The organism is Streptomyces sp. R28, from assembly GCF_041052385.1.
Classification (GTDB): domain Bacteria; phylum Actinomycetota; class Actinomycetes; order Streptomycetales; family Streptomycetaceae; genus Streptomyces.
In genome coordinates this window covers 400,356-416,257 of the sequence record NZ_CP163439.1, presented here as the reverse complement: position 1 = coordinate 416,257, position 15,902 = coordinate 400,356, and the positions used below count along the sequence as shown (strand labels likewise).

General features: G+C 70.8%; 19 protein-coding genes. 11 read left to right on the top strand and 8 right to left on the bottom strand.

Going from position 1 to position 15,902, the window contains the following annotated elements:
• Positions 1-119 precede the first annotated feature (119 nt).
• Positions 120-533, top strand: a complete 414-nt coding sequence (locus AB5J49_RS01845) for an SsgA family sporulation/cell division regulator (protein ID WP_369166695.1) — start codon at positions 120-122, stop codon at positions 531-533.
• A 46-nt stretch (positions 534-579) separates the two neighbouring features.
• On the opposite strand, the gene AB5J49_RS01840 is transcribed toward AB5J49_RS01845, so the two are convergent.
• Complete coding sequence (locus AB5J49_RS01840; protein ID WP_369166694.1) at positions 580-1,677, bottom strand: chemotaxis protein; 1,098 nt, start codon at positions 1,675-1,677, stop codon at positions 580-582.
• A gap of 63 nt (positions 1,678-1,740) precedes the next feature.
• Positions 1,741-3,351, bottom strand: coding sequence for an alpha/beta hydrolase (locus AB5J49_RS01835; protein WP_369166693.1), 1,611 nt, complete (start codon positions 3,349-3,351; stop codon positions 1,741-1,743).
• 289 nt (positions 3,352-3,640) lie between these two features.
• Here AB5J49_RS01835 and AB5J49_RS01830 point away from each other — a divergent pair, with 289 nt between their 5' ends.
• The 4 genes from AB5J49_RS01830 (at position 3,641) to AB5J49_RS01815 (ending at position 6,990) form a co-directional block, all read left to right on the top strand.
• Entirely contained in the window at positions 3,641-4,498 is an 858-nt protein-coding gene (locus AB5J49_RS01830) for an alpha/beta fold hydrolase (protein ID WP_369166692.1), read from the top strand.
• Between the two features lie 180 nt (positions 4,499-4,678).
• Entirely contained in the window at positions 4,679-4,894 is a 216-nt protein-coding gene (locus AB5J49_RS01825; protein WP_369166691.1) for a hypothetical protein, read from the top strand.
• Positions 4,895-5,221: 327 nt separating this feature from the next.
• Positions 5,222-5,875, top strand: a complete 654-nt coding sequence (locus tag AB5J49_RS01820) for a chaplin family protein (protein ID WP_369166690.1) — start codon at positions 5,222-5,224, stop codon at positions 5,873-5,875.
• A gap of 260 nt (positions 5,876-6,135) precedes the next feature.
• Positions 6,136-6,990: a GNAT family N-acetyltransferase gene (locus tag AB5J49_RS01815; protein ID WP_369166689.1), complete on the top strand. Its 855-nt coding sequence runs from the start codon at positions 6,136-6,138 to the stop codon at positions 6,988-6,990.
• Between the two features lie 45 nt (positions 6,991-7,035).
• Here AB5J49_RS01815 and AB5J49_RS01810 read toward each other — a convergent pair whose 3' ends face one another.
• Entirely contained in the window at positions 7,036-7,521 is a 486-nt protein-coding gene (locus tag AB5J49_RS01810) for a nucleoside deaminase (protein WP_369166688.1), read from the bottom strand.
• Positions 7,522-7,637: 116 nt separating this feature from the next.
• Between AB5J49_RS01810 and AB5J49_RS01805 the strand changes: the two genes are divergently transcribed.
• Together AB5J49_RS01805 and AB5J49_RS01800 are read left to right on the top strand one after the other, a co-directional pair.
• Entirely contained in the window at positions 7,638-8,414 is a 777-nt protein-coding gene (locus AB5J49_RS01805) for a GNAT family N-acetyltransferase (protein WP_369166687.1), read from the top strand.
• A 76-nt stretch (positions 8,415-8,490) separates the two neighbouring features.
• Positions 8,491-9,432 carry an NAD-dependent epimerase/dehydratase family protein gene (locus AB5J49_RS01800; protein ID WP_369166686.1) on the top strand — a complete coding sequence of 314 codons (942 nt, stop codon included), beginning with the start codon at positions 8,491-8,493 and terminating at the stop codon, positions 9,430-9,432.
• 137 nt (positions 9,433-9,569) lie between these two features.
• On the opposite strand, the gene AB5J49_RS01795 is transcribed toward AB5J49_RS01800, so the two are convergent.
• Together AB5J49_RS01795 and AB5J49_RS01790 are read right to left on the bottom strand one after the other, a co-directional pair.
• Entirely contained in the window at positions 9,570-9,833 is a 264-nt protein-coding gene (locus AB5J49_RS01795; RefSeq protein ID WP_369166685.1) for a GlsB/YeaQ/YmgE family stress response membrane protein, read from the bottom strand.
• A 71-nt stretch (positions 9,834-9,904) separates the two neighbouring features.
• The gene (locus AB5J49_RS01790) at positions 9,905-10,489 is read right to left on the bottom strand and encodes a hypothetical protein (RefSeq protein ID WP_369166684.1); all 585 of its coding nucleotides are present in this window, start codon (positions 10,487-10,489) and stop codon (positions 9,905-9,907) included.
• 77 nt (positions 10,490-10,566) lie between these two features.
• Between AB5J49_RS01790 and AB5J49_RS01785 the strand changes: the two genes are divergently transcribed.
• The gene (locus AB5J49_RS01785) at positions 10,567-11,307 is read left to right on the top strand and encodes a phosphotransferase (RefSeq protein ID WP_369166683.1); all 741 of its coding nucleotides are present in this window, start codon (positions 10,567-10,569) and stop codon (positions 11,305-11,307) included.
• Positions 11,308-11,371: 64 nt separating this feature from the next.
• Positions 11,372-12,139: an ArsR/SmtB family transcription factor gene (locus tag AB5J49_RS01780; protein ID WP_369166682.1), complete on the top strand. Its 768-nt coding sequence runs from the start codon at positions 11,372-11,374 to the stop codon at positions 12,137-12,139.
• Between the two features lie 79 nt (positions 12,140-12,218).
• Here AB5J49_RS01780 and AB5J49_RS01775 read toward each other — a convergent pair whose 3' ends face one another.
• Entirely contained in the window at positions 12,219-12,659 is a 441-nt protein-coding gene (locus AB5J49_RS01775; RefSeq protein WP_369166681.1) for an SPW repeat protein, read from the bottom strand.
• Positions 12,660-12,908: 249 nt separating this feature from the next.
• Here AB5J49_RS01775 and AB5J49_RS01770 point away from each other — a divergent pair, with 249 nt between their 5' ends.
• Positions 12,909-13,265: a YciI family protein gene (locus AB5J49_RS01770; protein WP_369166680.1), complete on the top strand. Its 357-nt coding sequence runs from the start codon at positions 12,909-12,911 to the stop codon at positions 13,263-13,265.
• Positions 13,265-14,455 carry an RNA polymerase sigma factor gene (locus tag AB5J49_RS01765; RefSeq protein WP_369166679.1) on the top strand — a complete coding sequence of 397 codons (1,191 nt, stop codon included), beginning with the start codon at positions 13,265-13,267 and terminating at the stop codon, positions 14,453-14,455. Before AB5J49_RS01770 ends, AB5J49_RS01765 begins: the two co-directional genes overlap by 1 nt.
• Here AB5J49_RS01765 and urtE read toward each other — a convergent pair.
• Positions 14,445-15,137, bottom strand: coding sequence for an urea ABC transporter ATP-binding subunit UrtE (urtE, locus tag AB5J49_RS01760; protein WP_369166678.1), 693 nt, complete (start codon positions 15,135-15,137; stop codon positions 14,445-14,447). The two genes, AB5J49_RS01765 and urtE, sit on opposite strands and share 11 nt — an antisense overlap.
• Positions 15,137-15,901 carry an urea ABC transporter ATP-binding protein UrtD gene (urtD, locus tag AB5J49_RS01755; RefSeq protein WP_369166677.1) on the bottom strand — a complete coding sequence of 255 codons (765 nt, stop codon included), beginning with the start codon at positions 15,899-15,901 and terminating at the stop codon, positions 15,137-15,139. The genes urtE and urtD overlap by 1 nt, the downstream gene beginning before the upstream one ends.
• Position 15,902 lies beyond the last annotated feature (1 nt).

The window sequence follows — 15,902 nt, the reverse complement described above, 5'->3', positions numbered from 1 at the left end:
CGAGTGATGCAGGTCACATAAATGATGGGCGCTCAGGCGTAATGCAAACGGCATTTGCGGGGTCGTAAAAGCACAGCGGCAAAAACCGTCCTACCTCCGACCCGCAGGGGAGACCGCCCATGGACATCGCCCTCGAGCAGCCCGCCCGTGCCCGCCTGATTACCGGCGAGGAGCGCGAGATCGCCGTTCCCGCCAAGCTGCGGTACGCCTCCACGGACCCGCTGGCGGTGCACATCGACTTCCCGGGCGAGCTCTCCCTCGATGGCCATGGGGCCACCTGGACCTTCGCCCGAAGCCTGCTGGAGGAGGGTCTGCGCGAGCCGGCCGGGGACGGTGACGTGCACATCTGGCCGTGCGGCCAGATGTGCACGGTCGTGGAGCTGCACTCGCCCTACGGCATGGCGCTGCTCCAGTTCGACACCTCCGCCCTGAACCGCTTCCTGCTGCGGACCTACGCGGTGGTCGCGACCGGCGAGGAGGACCTCGGGGCGGTCGTGGAGCGCGGCCTGAGCGCGCTCTTCGGCAGCGTATGAGGAGGCGACCGGGCCGCCGCCGCTGTGCCTCCTCATCGCTCCGGCGTCAGTACCGCAGCACCCCGGCGATCCCCTGGGCGTCGTTCAGTGTGCCGTCCGGTACGAAGCGGACCTCGGCGCCGGTCTCCAGACACTGCTCGACGATCTCGTCCACGATGTCCTCGCGGGCGTCGAGGTCGCCGCTCTCGGCCGGGATGAGGTGGTCGCCGCCCTCGCCGCGCACCGTCACCCGGTAGTTCTCCTCGACGGCGAGCAGCCGGATCCGGCCTTCGCGGGCGCTGCGCCAGACCTCGTCGACGCCGGCCGCGAACGCCTTGCGGCCACGGGCGGATTCGAGTTCCCGTGCCACGGCGACGGTGTTCCTGAGGGCCTCGGCGGTGACCAGCGGACGGATCGCCTGCCACACCGCCTCGTGCGTGCCGTGTGCGAGCCCGCCGTGCGGGACGTGCACCGCGTCCTTGGTGGCGCCGCCGATCTCGTCCAGCAGGGACAGCGCCGCCTGCTCGCCGGTGATGTACAGCGGCCGCGGGTTGTCCCGGAGGATCGCGCTCATGGCGGAGTCCGCGTCCTTGAGGAAGTGACGGGTGCCCTCGTCGCGGAACGCGCTCGGCATGTCGCCGATCCGCTCCCGGCGCTCGGCGTCGAAGTTGTCGAAACGCCTGGTCAGCGGGAAACCACCGATGCGGGCCTCGGTGACGCGGTCCAGGCTGCCGGTCCACAGCGTGACCCGGTCGGGGGAGACCGAGAGCACCCAGAACGGCCGCTCGGAGGCCTCCGCGGAGACGAGGTTGCGGGTGAGGAAGGTGTCCGAGAGCACCACGCGCTCGGGCACGGTTCGGGCGAGCGACCAGACCTGGTGCTCACCTGGGGCGGCGAAGATCGCCAGGCCGTCCTCGGCATACGTGAGATCGACCTCGGCGAGGGCCTGGTCGAGCTGTCGCTCGACGTCCACCCGTCGTTCGCGGGTGACCGAGGGATCGGCCTCCAGCTGTTTCTTGGCCTCGGCCACGACATTGCGCAGCCGAACCTGGTCCTGGGCCCGGTAGGGCTCTCGGCGATGCGTGGGCGTCAGCACGGACACGGCCGGATAGGGGCGCGGGCGCCGCAGCTCGATGAGGGTCGTGGGACTGAGTGCGTGCTCCATAACAGCACGATAGGGCCGATTCGCCGATCGGGCATTAGGGGCAAACCCCTCGCCCTCGCGGACCTACTCTCCGTCGTCCTCCGGCCCGCAGGAGCTGCCGTCGGCCGGCAGCGTGCCGTACAGCAGGAAGGCGTCGACCTTGCCGTGTACGCACTTGGAAGAGGCGTACCCGGTGTGGCCGCTGCCCTTGTTGTCCAGGACCACGGCCGAGGGGCCGAGTCGCTTCGCCGTCTCCACGGTCCAGCGGTACGGCGTCGCCGGGTCGCCGCGGGTGCCCACGAGGAGCATCTTCGACGTGTGCACGTCCTTCACGTCGTCGCGGATGAAGTCCGTGCCCCTGGAGCGGCCGTAGCACATCAGCACCTCGGTGAGCCGGTAGGGGCCGAACACCGGTGACGCCTGGTTGTACTCGGCGCGCAGCCGGTCGAGGTTGCCGATGATCTGCTCGTCCGTCGGGCGGTCGGGATCGTCCGCGCAGTTGATCGCCATCAGCGCCGCGGGGAGGTTGTCGAGGGGGACCTCCTCCTCGTCGACGAGACCGCCGTCGGGGTTCCCGGTCTCCTCGGTCCCGGCGGTCTCCTCGGTCTCGTCCCGGCGCGCGGGTGCGGCGCCGCCGGTGGCGAAGGTCTCGATGGCGTGCGTGTCGCCGTCCTCGACCAGCGTGGCGAGGGCCCGCTCCAGCGAGGGCCACAACTCCTCGCTGTAGAGCGCCTGTCCGATGGCGCCGACCAGGTCCTGCCCGGTGAACGGCTCACCGAAGGCCGACGGCACCGGGTCCTCGTCCAGCGAGTCGACGAGTCGTACGACCTGCTTGCGGGCCTCGCGGGGGTCCTGCCCGAAGGGACAGGCGATGTCCTTCACGCACCAGTTGACGAACTCCTCCAGCGCCTTCTGCTGTCCCTTGGCGCCTGCCACCCCCTGCTCGGTCAGCGGTTCGGTCAGCGTGTCCACACCGTCGAGCACCAATCGGCCGACCCTCTCGGGGAATTGGGCGGCGTACACCGCGCCGAGCCGCGTTCCGTAGGAGAAGCCCAGGTAGTTGAGCTTCTTGTCGCCGAGGGCCTGGCGCATCACGTCCATGTCGCGCGAGGCGTTGACCGTGCCGATGTGGGGGAGTACGGGACCGGAGTGCCGGGCGCACGCGTCGGCCGCCTTCCTCAACTGCTTCAGGACGGACTGCGGATCACGGCCGATCTCCGTGCCGTCCTCCGTCACGGCGATGTCCTCCTCGCCGTCCCCGCAGCTGACCGGCGAGGACCTGCCGACGCCGCGCGGATCGAAGGTCACGATGTCGTAGCCGTCCGTCAGCTCCATGAAGTCCTTGCCGCCGGCGACGAATTCAGGGACACCGGCGCCGCCCGGTCCGCCGAAGTTGAGCAGCACCGAACCCTGCTTCCGGCCCGTGGCCCGGTAGCGGGCGAGCGCCAGATCCAGCGTTCCCGACCCGGGGTGGGCGTAGTCGAGGGGGACGGTGATCTTGCCGCACTGCAGATCCTTCGGCAGGCCCTCGCCCGGGCACTTGGCCCAGGTGACCTTCTGCCGGTAGAAGCGGGCGAGGTCGGGCTCGGCGTCGTCCGTCGCCGTCGGCAGCCCTGTGCCGAGCAGGACCAGTCCGACCGCGCCGGTGACCGCGCAGCGCCGCAGTGAGGGCCGCGTTGACAGCTTGGCCAGCATCAATGCCTCCAGGGACGCCCGTCGCGGACCGGGATACGGCGTCCTCGATCACGATAAGGGGGCCCCGGAACGCACGCCTCCGGACGAGCTGGCCGGTCCGGCCCGCCGTGCGGTGCGTGCCGGGCGGGCCGTGCGGGCCGTGTGGGCGGTGCGTGTGTGCGTGTCGGGTGGCCGCTAAGCGGAGGCCCCCGTACCGGTGGTGCGGATGATCTTTCGGTGAGTAGTGTGCACGTTCGAATGCCGGGCGCCCACGCCCCGCTGCGTCCGCGCGCTGAAAGTGAGCAGACAGATGCAACCGACCTTCGTACTGGTTCACGGAGCCTTCGCGAACTCCTTCTCCTTCGCACCGCTCCAGGCCGAGCTCGGCCTCCTCGGACACCGCTCGGTCGCTGTGGACCTGCCAGGTCATGGCTTCGGGGCAACCTACACGCGCGCCTATCAAGCCCCGCAGGACCTCGAAGGGCTCGCCACCACGCCCGGCTCGATCAAGGGCGTCACACTCGCCGACAATGCCGCGCACCTGATCGGGATCCTGGAACGGGCACGATGCAACGGCCCCGTGATCCTCGTCTCGCACAGTCGCGGCGGCGTCACGGCCACCGCCGCGGCCAACGCACGGCCGGACCTCATCGACCGCATCGTCTATGTCTCGTCCTGGTGCCCGGTCGATCTCGACGTCGGCGACTACTACGCCGAACCGGAGATGGCCACGGTCGACGCAGGTTCCCTGGCCGCGGCGATGGCCGGGAATCCGGCCGAACTCGGCCTGCTGCGCGTCAACTTCCGCACCGCGGATCCGGACGCTCTCGCGGCGTTCAAGGCGGCCTTCCTCGCCGACGGCACCGACGAGGAGTTCCTGACCTTCCTGAACACCTTCCAGCCCGACGAGAATCTGGATGCCGGCACCTCCTCCGACCGGGCTCAGGCCGCGACGTGGGGCCGCATTCCGAAGACCTACGTGCGCCTGGCCGGCGACACCAGTCTGCCGCTCGCCCTGCAGGACCGGCTGATCCGCGAGGGCAACGCCCTCACGCCGCACAACCCCTACGACGTCCGCACCCTCGAGGGCAGCCACCTGAAATGGCTGCTCGCCCCGGCCCCGGCGGCCCGGCTCCTGGGGGAACTCGCCGTGACCAGCGCTCAGTGACCCCGGCCGCGGCATTCGGCGGGCGATCAGGGGGATTGGAACGACCTTACCGGGCCTGACCTGGATAAACGCTCATTCCTTGGAACGCGGAGCAGCGGATCGAGCCCCGAGGAGCGCCGGCCCACGAGCGGCGCGGCAGCCCCGCATGCGAGCGGCCGACGCAGGCCGCACCCTGGTGCCATGGACGGCGAGCAGCCCATCGCGATCTACCCGCCCGCCGCGGACGGCGGCCGACGGGTCCGTGCCGGTGACCATTTCCTCGGCATGGCGTACGGGCTGCTGGACGTTGCCGAGTTCCTGCGCCGGGCGGGAATCGAGGACGCCGATGAGGAGTACGTACGGGGGTCCAGGCTGATCGAGTGGCGTGGCGGCGGCCCCGAGGCGTGGACGAGATGACTTCGGCCTCCTTGCGTTCGGCCCAGGCCGACGGGGCCGAAGTACGGTCAACCGCACGGTGCCCGCTCGTCCAAGAGGCCCTCGGTCCGTAGGCGGAGTTGAAGGTCGACGCCGCGAGAACCGAGATTCCCCGGTCCGTGCACGCGGGCAGCAGGTCGTCGAGGGGGCTCTGGTCCAGAAGGCGGATGAAACAGGAGTCATCACTCAGTTCGACAACCATGCCGCTCGATGGGGTGAAAGGCCGATAAGCCATAACTCGAATGGTTCATCGGCGTTTTATCCGGTGCGAGCGAGTGCTCGCGACCATGTCTGGAAGGCAGGGAACCTATGAGACGGGTTACCCGAAACGGTGTGATCGCCTTCGCCGCCACCGGCGCGATGGCTGTGACGATGCCGGCGTATGCCGATTCCGCGGCGGACGGTGCCGCGGCCGACTCACCCGGGCTGATCTCCGGCAACACCATCCAGCTCCCGGTGCACGTCCCGGTGAACGTGTGCGGGAACACCGTGAACGTGGTGGGGCTGCTCAACCCCGCCGTGGGCAACACCTGCACCAACGAGGGCGGGGACGGCAAGGCGGGAGGGGCGTCGAACGGCGGGGCCTCGGCCGAGGGAAGCGGAAAGGATTCGCCGGGCGTCGTCTCCGGCAACACCATCCAGCTGCCGGTCCACCTCCCGGTGAACGTCAGCGGCAACACGGTGAACGTGGTCGGCGTCGGCAACCCGGCGACCGGCAACGAGTCCGTGAACACCCCCGGCGACCACCCTCCGCACGCCACGAAGCCGGCGCCGAAGCCGTCCGTACCGCCGACGAGGCACCAGCCGCGTCCGGTGCCGCACGCGTTCGTCCCGCACGGGCCGGAGGTCGCCCTCGCCCACACGGGTGCGGACCAGCCCCTCGCCGCCGTGGTGGGCGGCACGGTTCTCGTCCTGAGCGGGGCCGTCCTGTACCGGCGCTTCCGCCCCCAGGCGGCGCGCTGACCCCGCGCTTCGCGCGCGGCACGGAAGGCCCACCGGCAAGCGGTGGGGCCTTCGTCGTACCGAAGCGCTGAAGTGCCGAAGTACCGAAGTGTCGAAGGGCTTAAGGGCCTAAGGACCGAACACCCGGGCGGCCGTGGCCCTTTGGGGCGCGTCAACGGCTTGATCACGCCGTGGCGCCCTCCCGGACGATCCGCAAGGATGCTCCGTGCGCGGTCGATCACCGTGCGCAGGCAAAGTCCCTCAAGGAATGGAGCGCACCCATGGCCTCTCCGGCCCCCGAAGACCTCGTCGTCACCCGTGCAGGCCTCGACGACTGGTCGGTCATCCGCGGATGGGCCGCCGGCGAGGGCTGGAACCCGGGGCTCGCCGACGGACCGGCCTTCTTCGCCGAGGACCCCGACGGCTTCTTCATCGGCAGGATCGGCGGCGAGCCCGTCTCGGCGATCTCGGTCGTCAACTACGGCACGGACTACGCCTTCCTCGGCCACTACCTGGTCCGCCCCGACCTGCGCGGCCGCGGCCACGGCCTGACCACGTGGAAGACCGCGCTGGCCCACGCCGGAAACCGCACGATCGGACTCGACGGGGTCGTCGCCCAGCAGGACAACTACCGCCGCTCCGGCTTCGAACTCGCCCACCGCACGGTACGGTTCAGCGGAACCGCGCCCGCCTCCGAGGTGCCGGCGGATGTGCAGGTCGTACGGTCCGAGGACATCGAGGACATCACCGCGTACGACGGCACCTGCACTCCGGCCGACCGCCCCCGCTTCCTCGCCCAATGGCTCACCGGCCCCGGACACCACGCCGTGGTCCGGCGCACCGGCGAGCGCGTCACCGGCTACGGTGTGATCCGCGCCGGCCACGACTGCCCGCGCATCGGCCCGCTGTTCGCCGACACCGCCGAGGACGCGCGGGCCCTGTTCGCCGCCCTGACCGCCGAGGCGGCAGGCCGCGAGGTCGCCATCGACGTGCCCGAGCCCAACGCGGCGGGCGTGGCTCTCGCCGAGGAGGCCGGTTTCACCCCCTCCTTCGAGACGGCCCGCATGTACACGAGCCCGGTGCGGCCGTACGCCGAGGAACGCGTGTTCGGCGTCACCACCCTGGAACTCGGCTAGCGCGTACGGCCTTTCAGCGGCACCGCTGCCGGGATCACCTGCCCGTCAGCCGGTTGGGCGGTGGAAGCGAAAGTGCAGGGCGCGGATGTCGTCCGTCAGCTCGGGCACCGGGCCCTCCACGACCACGCCGGGGGCGACCTCCTGGACCGGAAGAGTCCGCACGGGCGGGGCGGGTACCCCCAACTCGCCCAGCCATCCGGCCAGTTGCTCCGACGAGGCGACGTACACGATGCGCCCCAGGCCCACCCACGCATGCGCGGCCGCGCACATCGGGCAGTGCTCGCCGGAGGTGTACACCGTGGTGGCCGCCCGCTCCTCGGGCGTCATATGGGCGGCGGACCAGCGTGCCAGTTCGAACTCGGGGTGCCGGGTGCGGTCGCCCGAGGCCACCCGGTTGTGGTCCTCGGCGAGCACCACGCCGTCCGCCCCCACCAGAACCGAACCGAACGGCTCGTCCCCGGCGTCAAGCGCTTGCCCGGCGAGCTCGACGCAACGACGCAGGTGCGGCAGTTCGGCGTCCTTCACGACCATGACGTACGGCCCTCCTCGCGGTGCGGCTTCGCGTTGAGCTTCCTATGGTCGCCCAGGTCGTGCGGCCGAGGCGAAAAGGCCTTGCCGGGGCAGTGGCGGGGTGGTGGAGTGATCCCATGGATCATGCCGGCGTGCTCGCCCTCTTCGACCGTGACATGCGGCAAGGCGCGCGGCCGGACGGTCCTGAGGCCCTGGTCGAGAGGGCCGGCGGGGTGGTCCGCCAGGTGTCGTCCGCACTCGGCTGGAACGGCGTCGTGTGGTCCGACCTCGACGAGGCGGGCGCCGACGCGGCGATCGCCGCACAGGTCGCCCACTTCTGCGGGCTCGGGCGCGAGTTCGAGTGGAAGCTGGACGGCCATGACCTCCCGGTCGACCTCGGACAGCGGCTCAGGGCCGCAGGCTTCACGGCCGAGCCCGAGGAGACGCTGATGATCGGCGAGGTCGCCGACCTGAACCTGGAGGCGGAGCCGCCGGAAGGCGTCCGCATGATCTCCGTGACCGACCGGGCGGGCGTCGACCTCGTCGCGGAGGTCCACGAGAAGGCCTTCGGCACCGACGGCTCCCGGCTCCGGCACCAGCTGCTCGCCCAGCTCACGACCGACCCGGACACCGTGGTCGCGGTCGTCGCGCTGGCCGGTGACACTCCGGTGAGCGCGGCCCGGATGGAGCTCGTCCCGGGGACGCGGTTCGCCGGGCTGTGGGGCGGCGGGACCGTCGAGGGCTGGCGGGGCCGGGGCATCTACCGCGCGCTGGTCGCACATCGGGCCCGCGCCGCCGTGGACCGTGGCTACCGGTACCTCCAGGTCGACGCCATGAGCACGAGCCGGCCCATCCTGGAACGGCTCGGCTTCGAACCGCTGACCACGACGACGCCGTACCTGTACACGCCGTAGGGGCACCGGCCGATCACGCAGAGTGGTCACCTCGGCCGGATGTCACATCCGAGCCGGTTCGATCCGTCGCAGGGGCATGACGACGAACCAGAGCAACGACAGCGGCCACAGCCGGAGCGTCCTCCTTGCGGGCGCCGGCGGCGTCCTGGGCAGGCACATCACCCGCGCCCTGACAGAGGCGGGCCACAAGGTCACCGGCCTCGGCCGGGGCGGGCGCAACGACATCCAGGCCGACCTGACGAACCGCGACGCCCTGCTGCGCGCCGTCGACGGCCACCACTTCGACACGGTGATCCACGCCGCGACCGCACTGCGCAAGCCGCCCATGCGCCACCGCGACATGCACGCCACCAACGCGCTGCGCACCGACGGGACCGCCCACCTGATCGAGGCCGCGCAGGCCACCGGCGCCCGACGCTTCGTGACGGAGTCCATGGTCTTCGGATACGGCTACGGCGACCACGGCGACCGTGTGATCACCGAGGACGACCCCTTCGGTCCGCGCGGCCGCTCCCCGGAGCTGGAACGGCACATCGCGGCGATGCGCGTCAAGGAACAACTCACCTTCGGCACCCCGGGGTTGGACGGCGTCGCCCTGCGCTTCGGCCTGTTCTACGGCCCCGGCGGCACCGACGCCCTCCTGCCGATGCTGCGCAAGCGGCAACTGCCCGTCCCCGCCGATCACGGCCGGGTCCTGCCCTGGATCGACCTCACCGACGCGGGCCGAGCGGTGCCCGCCGCCGTCGAGCGCGGGCGCCCCGGCCAGGCGTACAACATCGCCGACCGCAGCCCGATGGGTTTCGGGACCCATGTCCGGTGTGTGGCCGAGGAGTTCGGGCTGCCGAAACCGCTGACCGTACCGCTGTGGCTGATGCGGCCCATGTCGTACGCGCACACGATGATGTCGACGACGTTGCGGGTGTCCACGGCGAAGGCGGAGCGGGAGCTCGGCTGGACGCCCGCCCACCCCGCGACCCGCGACGGCCTCGCCGCGATGCGGGCCGCGGCACGCACGTGAACGGCGCGCCGCATGCTGTCGGTGCGCCGTCCCTTCGCGACTGCGGTGTCTGCGCGTGTGCCGCCTTCCGTGTGAGCCCTGTCCAGGCGTTTCACTCTGCTTCTCTGCGTTCCGCGTCCAGCTGTTCGCCTACCGCGTCAGCGGCGCGCCTTCGTCCGGGCCAGTGCGGCGACGCCCAGTGCGGCGAGGCCGATCTGGATGAGCCACTCGATCCAGTCGACGCCGTCGGTGTCGGCCACGTCGAGGCCGGCCGCGAGCGCCGAGCCGAGCAGTGCGGCCACGATGCCGACGAGGATCGTCCACAGGACCCCGATGCGCTGACGGCCCGGCACCACGAGGCGCCCCAGCACACCAATGATGATGCCGATAATGATGGCACTGATGATGCCTGAGATCTCCATTTCGCCCCTCTTCCTCCTGTCCCCCGCAATAAGTCGAGTTCCCCTTGGAGGGAGGGACAGTCCGTTCCGCTTCAACCAGCGGTGGACGCCGGACGCCTCGCCGCTCCGGCGCTGCCCGCGATCTCCGTGACCCACCCGGTGGCGGCCACCACCTCCGCCGCAATGTCGATCACCGGGCGGCCGTCGGTCACCACGCGCACGACGTCCGCGGGCGCCCGCTCGTCCAGGAGCCGTGCCTTGCGGGCGCTGCACCGCACCTCGTGCTCCAGCTCGGAGCCCAGTTCGCGCCCGGCCAGCCGCTGTTCGGCCGTTACGTCGGTGGCGGTGAGCAGAACCCGTACGAGCCGTACGCGCTCACCCATGGCCCGGCGGAACATGGGCGCCGCCTCGTCGAGCACACTGACGGTGTTCGTGTAGACGAGACGCCGGTATCCGAGCTCGGCGTAGTTCCCCCACACGGCAGCCAGGTTCCGCTCCGTGATGGCGGACCGGGGCGCGTCCCCGGCCGGTGCCGGATGGACGGCTCCCATGAAGTCGCCGTCGATCACGGCATGCGCGACCTGCGCGGCCCGCAGCCGGGCCGAGACCTCCCAGCCCACCGTGGTCTTGCCGGCCCCGGCCCGTCCTCCGATGAGCAGTGCTTCCGCATGATCCATGTGAGCAGCGTCCCCGGGCGGGGGCATCCTTGGCGAGTGGTTTTGGGTCGTGTTCCTGCTGATCGGCGGAGGTGCGGATGGGGGAGTGGGAGCTCGGTGGCGGGGCCGTCAACGAGGTCGTGCGGGTGAGGGCGACCGTACGGCGTACGTCGCACGAACGGTCCGGGTATGTCCGGGAGCTGCTCGCGTTCTTCGAGGGCTGCGGCTGGACCGGGGCGCCGCGCCACCTGGGGACGGACGAGCGGGGCCGGGAGGTGTTCGAATACCTCGAGGGGCGGGCGGCCGTCACTGCCCGGGAGCGGGCGGTGGCGTGCACCGACGCGGCGCTTGTTCGCGTCGCTCAACTCGTCCGCCGCTTCCATGACTTGACGCACGGAACGTCACTGGCGGGCGGCCGGGACGTCGTGTGCCACAACGACCTTGCCCCGAAGAACACGGTGTACGCGGTGGACGGCGGCGAGTGGTGGCCGACCGCCTTCGTCGACTGGGACCTTGCCCGGCCCGGCGAGCGCGTTCATGACCTCGCCCATGTGTGCTGGCAGTACCTGGATCTGGGGCCGGGCATCACCGATGTGTCCGAAGCCGCCCGGCGTATCGCGCTCGTGTGCGACGCGTACGGGCCGGGCGGCGGCAGTGGGGGGATCGTCGACGTGATCCTTTGGTGGCAGGGCCGCTGCTGGAGGGGCATCGAGGCCGGCGCGGAGCGCGGTGAGCCCGCCATGGTGGGGCTGCGGGAACGCGGGGCTGTGGACGAGGTGCGGAACGCGTACGCCTGGGTGGCGGAACACCGACGAGGGCTGGGCGCCTTCCTCGGCTGATCCGATTGACATGCAGGTAATTGCCTGCATAACGTTGAGTGTGCGATCAGAGAGTGACTCCGGGATGGACAAGGTCTTCAAGGCGCTGGCCGACGACACGCGCAGACGGCTCCTGGACCGTCTGCACGAGGGCAACGGGCAGACCTTGGGGGAGCTGTGCGCGCGTATCGACATGGCACGCCAGTCGGTGACCCAGCATCTGGCCGTCCTGGAGGCCGCCAACCTGGTCAGCACGGTGCGGCGAGGGCGGGAGAAGCTGCACTACCTCAATCCGGTCCCGCTCCACGAGATCCAGGAGCGGTGGATCGACAAGTTCGAGCGCCCACGCCTGAGCGTGCTCGGCGCCGTGAAACGACGAGCCGAGGAAGCCGTGACCGACAAGCCCACATTCGTGTACGTCACCTACATCGAGAGCACGCCCGAGAAGGTATGGGACGCGCTCACCGACGCGGACCTGACCGCCGCCTACTGGGGCCACAGCAACGTCTCGGACTGGCGGCCCGGATCCCGCTGGGAACACGTGCGTACGGACGGCTCCGGCATCGCCGACGTGGTCGGCACCGTCGTGGAGAGCGAGCGCCCGAGCCGCCTGGTCACCACCTGGGCGGCGCCGGACGAGGAGGGGCAGCAGGACAAGCACTCCCGGGTCACCTTCGACATCCAGCAGCACGCCGAGATCGTCCGCCTCACCGTGACCCACGAACACCTCCCGGACGAGAGCGCGCGCGCCGATGTGTCGTCCGGCTGGCCGGCGGTGCTGTCCAACCTCAAGTCGCTCCTGGAGACCGGCCATGTACTGCCTCAGGAACCGTGGCTGATGCCGGCTCGTTGAGCGAGGCCGCAGTGAGGGGGTGCGAGAGGGCGGTCCGCGGGTGCGGACCGGCCGGCGTGGCTTCCTCTCCGCTGAGCCCTTACGGCCTGGTGGTGCTCCTCGCCGCCGTACCGGCGCAGATCATCCCCAGGACCACGGCCAGTGCGCCGATGATGATGTTGTTGAGGACCACACCCGCGTCCGGGCTGTCGCCGACGATCCACGGTGCGATGATCATCCAGGTGCCCATCGCGCAGAAGGCCCAGCTGAGGCCGTACATGCGTTCCGGGGCCCGGGTGAACCCGAGGGCCAGCAGGCCGATCGCGATGCCCACGATCAGGTTGTGGGTCACGAGCGGGGGCTGGCTGGTCGTGTAGTGGAGTATCCAGGGGGACACCGCACAGTACAGACCGAGCAGGAACACCGGTCCGTCCACGAGTGCCACGTCACGACCGCCGAGCATGCGGTCGTAGCGTTCCCGCATTTCGGATACATCGGGGTGGCCGGTTATGTCACCTCTGGTGGGCTGCACGTTGGCCATGACTCGTCTCCTTTGACTTGCAGGCCTGACCGCGTCTGGTGCGGTATGCGGTAAGCGCCGCCTAGAGGACATTTTGCGCTTATTTTTTCTTTATGTGTAGAGCTCGTCGGGTTCATGGCGATGTAAGCGCGGTCGCCGTCCGTGAAACTCTCCGGTGTCGGTCGGCCGGGTGTCGATCCGAGGGCGGGCCGTTCGTGTAGGAGGTGAGAGAGCGCCACAGAGGGACGCTCCGACGCCAAGGAGGCTGTCATGAAGTACTACCTGCTCAGCGTGGTGCAGCCGGTGGGTGACGAGCTGCCCCCGCCGGAGGTGCTCGCCGAGATCGGCAAGAACCTCGATGTCTTCCACCAGGAGCTCAGGCAGGCCGGTGCCTGGGTCTTCGCGGGGGGACTGCACGGCCCGGAGTCGTCCACCGTGCTGAGGCCCAGCGCCGGCGACGTCCTGATCACCGACGGACCGTACGCCGAGGGCAAGGAGATGCTCGGCGGGATCTGCCTGATCAAGGCGCCCGACCTGGACGCGGCCCTCGAATGGGGGCGCAAGGCGGCGCTGGCGACCACGCTGCCCATCGAGGTGCGCCCGTTCATGGGCGAAGCCGAGGACTGATGACGGCCCCGGACATCGAGGACGTCTTCCGTGCCGAGTACGGCCGCGCCGTCGCCGTCCTCGTCCGCTTCCTCGGCGACATCGACCTCGCCGAGGAAGCGGTCCAGGACGCCTTCACCACGGCGGTGCGCCGCTGGCCGGAGACCGGTGTGCCGCCGAGCCCGGCCGGGTGGATCATCACGACCGCCCGCAACCGGGCGATCGACCGGCTGCGCCGCGAGGCCAAGCGGGACGAACGGCACGCCGAGGCCGCCCTGCTGCACGCCCCCGACGCGCTGCCCGAGGAGGGCCCCGTGCGCGACGAACGGCTCCGGCTCATCTTCACCTGCTGCCACCCCGCCCTCGCCCCCCAGGCCCAGGTCGCCCTCACCCTGCGCCTCCTCGGCGGACTCACCGCCGCCCGGATCGCCCGCGCCTTCCTTGTGCCCGAGCCGACCATGGCCCAGCGTCTGGTGCGGGCCAAGGCGAAGATCCGCGACGCGCGCATCCCGTATCGCGTGCCTCGTGACGCCGACCTCCCGGACCGGCTGAACGGCGTCCTCGCCGTCGTCTACCTGATCTTCAACGAGGGCTACGGCGGCTCGCCCGAGCTGTGCGCGGAAGCCGTACGCCTGGGCCGACTGCTGTCCGAGCTGATGCCGGACGAGCCCGAGGTCAGCGGCCTGCTCGCGCTGATGCTCCTCGTGGAGTCCCGCCGGCCCGCGCGGGAGGACGCCGACGGGGCGCTCGTGCCGCTGCCCGAGCAGGACCGGGAGCGCTGGGACCGCGACCTCGTGGCGGAAGGACAGGCCCTCGTACGGCGGTGCCTGCGCCGGAGCCAGCCGGGGCAGTACCAGATCCAGGCCGCCATTCAGGCCGTGCACAGCGACGCGCCCACCGCCGAGGCCACGGACTGGGGGCAGGTTGTCCAGCTGTACGACCAGCTGATGGCTCTGGCCCCCAGCCCCGTCGTCGCCCTGAACCGGGCGGTGGCCGTGGCCGGGGTCGAGGGCGTGAGAGTGGCCCTCGACCTCGTGGACGGCCTCGGCCTGGACGGCTACCACGTCTTCCACGCGGTCCGCGCCGACCTGCTGCGGCGCCTGGGCCGGGACACGGAGGCGGTCCGGGCCTACGAGGCCGCGCTCGCCCTGACCGGGAGCCCGGCGGAGCGTGCCTGGCTCGAACGCCGGCGCCGCGCCCTCACACGCTGAGCGCCTCCCGCACCGCCACCTCGGCCTCCGCACCACCCTCGCCGAAGGACGTGACCCGGCCCGCCTCCAGCACGTAGTACCGCTGAGCCGCCCGCATCGCGAACCCGACGTGCTGCTCGATCAGCAGCACCGAGAGCCCGCCCCGCGCGGCCAGCGCGAGGATCGTCTCCTCGATCTCGGCGACCACCGACGGCTGGATGCCCTCGGTCGGCTCGTCGAGGAGCAGCAGCCGAGGATCCGTCACCAGGGCGCGGGCGATGGCGAGTTGCTGCCGCTGGCCGCCGGAGAGCAGACCCGCGCGGCGGTTGGACAGGGTCCGCAGCGCCGGGAACAGGTCCAGGGCCTCGGCGACCGACTCCTTGCCGCGCCTGCGCCCGTCCGCGACCAGCTGGAGGTTCTCGGCGGTGGTCAGGTGCGGGAACGACTGCTGACCTTGCGGGACGTACGCCATTCCGCGCGCGACCCGTTCGTGCGGCTTGCGGCGGGTGATGTCCTCGCCGTCCAGGCGGATCGTGCCGCTGGTCGGCGTGAGCAGTCCCACGGCGGCCCGCAGCAGCGTGCTCTTGCCCGCGCCGTTGTGCCCGAGCACGGCCGCCACGCCGTCCTTGGGCACCTCGACGGAGACGCCGTGCAGGACGGAGCTGCGGTGGTAGCCGACGCGTACGTCGTCGATCTGGAGCATCACGCCTCCTGTACGGCCGCGTCGGCGGTGACCTCGGCGGCCGCGTGCCCGAGGTACACCTCCTGCACCTTCGGATCCGCCTGCACCTCGGCCACCGTGCCCTCGCTGAGCACCTTGCCCGCGTGCAGCACGCTGACGCTGCGGGCGAAGGACCGCATGAAGTCCATGTCGTGCTCGATGACGACCACGGTCCGCTCCTCACTGATGCGTTGCAGCAGCTCGCCGGTCGCCTGACGCTCGTCGTGGCTCATGCCGGCCACCGGTTCGTCGAGCAGCAGCAGCCGTACGTCCTGCACGAGCAGCATGCCGATCTCCAGCCACTGCTTCTGACCGTGCGCGAGCGTCCCGGCGGGGGAGTCGGCGAGCTCGGTGAGCCCGACCGTCTCCAACGCCCTGGCGACCGGCTCGGGGACGTCCTTGCGCCGCCGCAGCATGGTCCACATGCTCCGGCCCGCGCCCGCCGCGATGTCCAGGTTCTGCAGGACCGTCAACTCCTCGAAGACGGTGGCGGTCTGGAAGGTCCGCCCGATGCCCGACCGGGCGATCCTGTGCACGCTCCGCCCGAGCAGTTCCTGGCCGCCGAACCGCACCGAACCCTGAGCCCTCACCAGGCCGGTCACGGCGTCGACGAGGGTCGTCTTGCCCGCGCCGTTGGGGCCGATGAGGAACCGCAGATCCCCGGGGCGGACGTCGAGGTCGACTCCGTCGACCGCGGTGAACCCGTCGAAGGACACCCGCAGTCGGCGTATCTCCAGGCCGGTCATG

What these genes read in the sequence shown, in the direction of transcription:
- AB5J49_RS01820 (WP_369166690.1), top strand. Translation starts at nt 5,222, where the DNA reads ATGAGACGGGTTACCCGAAACGGTGTGATCGCCTTCGCCGCCACCGGC.
- AB5J49_RS01785 (WP_369166683.1), top strand. Translation starts at nt 10,567, where the DNA reads ATGGGGGAGTGGGAGCTCGGTGGCGGGGCCGTCAACGAGGTCGTGCGG.
- AB5J49_RS01825 (WP_369166691.1), top strand. Translation starts at nt 4,679, where the DNA reads ATGGACGGCGAGCAGCCCATCGCGATCTACCCGCCCGCCGCGGACGGC.
- AB5J49_RS01770 (WP_369166680.1), top strand. Translation starts at nt 12,909, where the DNA reads ATGAAGTACTACCTGCTCAGCGTGGTGCAGCCGGTGGGTGACGAGCTG.
- AB5J49_RS01830 (WP_369166692.1), top strand. Translation starts at nt 3,641, where the DNA reads ATGCAACCGACCTTCGTACTGGTTCACGGAGCCTTCGCGAACTCCTTC.
- urtE (WP_369166678.1), bottom strand. Translation starts at nt 15,137, where the DNA reads ATGCTCCAGATCGACGACGTACGCGTCGGCTACCACCGCAGCTCCGTC.
- AB5J49_RS01795 (WP_369166685.1), bottom strand. Translation starts at nt 9,833, where the DNA reads ATGGAGATCTCAGGCATCATCAGTGCCATCATTATCGGCATCATCATT.
- AB5J49_RS01835 (WP_369166693.1), bottom strand. Translation starts at nt 3,351, where the DNA reads ATGCTGGCCAAGCTGTCAACGCGGCCCTCACTGCGGCGCTGCGCGGTC.
- urtD (WP_369166677.1), bottom strand. Translation starts at nt 15,901, where the DNA reads ATGACCGGCCTGGAGATACGCCGACTGCGGGTGTCCTTCGACGGGTTC.
- AB5J49_RS01815 (WP_369166689.1), top strand. Translation starts at nt 6,136, where the DNA reads ATGGCCTCTCCGGCCCCCGAAGACCTCGTCGTCACCCGTGCAGGCCTC.
- AB5J49_RS01790 (WP_369166684.1), bottom strand. Translation starts at nt 10,489, where the DNA reads ATGGATCATGCGGAAGCACTGCTCATCGGAGGACGGGCCGGGGCCGGC.
- AB5J49_RS01805 (WP_369166687.1), top strand. Translation starts at nt 7,638, where the DNA reads ATGGATCATGCCGGCGTGCTCGCCCTCTTCGACCGTGACATGCGGCAA.
- AB5J49_RS01765 (WP_369166679.1), top strand. Translation starts at nt 13,265, where the DNA reads ATGACGGCCCCGGACATCGAGGACGTCTTCCGTGCCGAGTACGGCCGC.
- AB5J49_RS01810 (WP_369166688.1), bottom strand. Translation starts at nt 7,521, where the DNA reads ATGGTCGTGAAGGACGCCGAACTGCCGCACCTGCGTCGTTGCGTCGAG.
- AB5J49_RS01780 (WP_369166682.1), top strand. Translation starts at nt 11,372, where the DNA reads ATGGACAAGGTCTTCAAGGCGCTGGCCGACGACACGCGCAGACGGCTC.
- AB5J49_RS01845 (WP_369166695.1), top strand. Translation starts at nt 120, where the DNA reads ATGGACATCGCCCTCGAGCAGCCCGCCCGTGCCCGCCTGATTACCGGC.
- AB5J49_RS01840 (WP_369166694.1), bottom strand. Translation starts at nt 1,677, where the DNA reads ATGGAGCACGCACTCAGTCCCACGACCCTCATCGAGCTGCGGCGCCCG.
- AB5J49_RS01775 (WP_369166681.1), bottom strand. Translation starts at nt 12,659, where the DNA reads ATGGCCAACGTGCAGCCCACCAGAGGTGACATAACCGGCCACCCCGAT.
- AB5J49_RS01800 (WP_369166686.1), top strand. Translation starts at nt 8,491, where the DNA reads ATGACGACGAACCAGAGCAACGACAGCGGCCACAGCCGGAGCGTCCTC.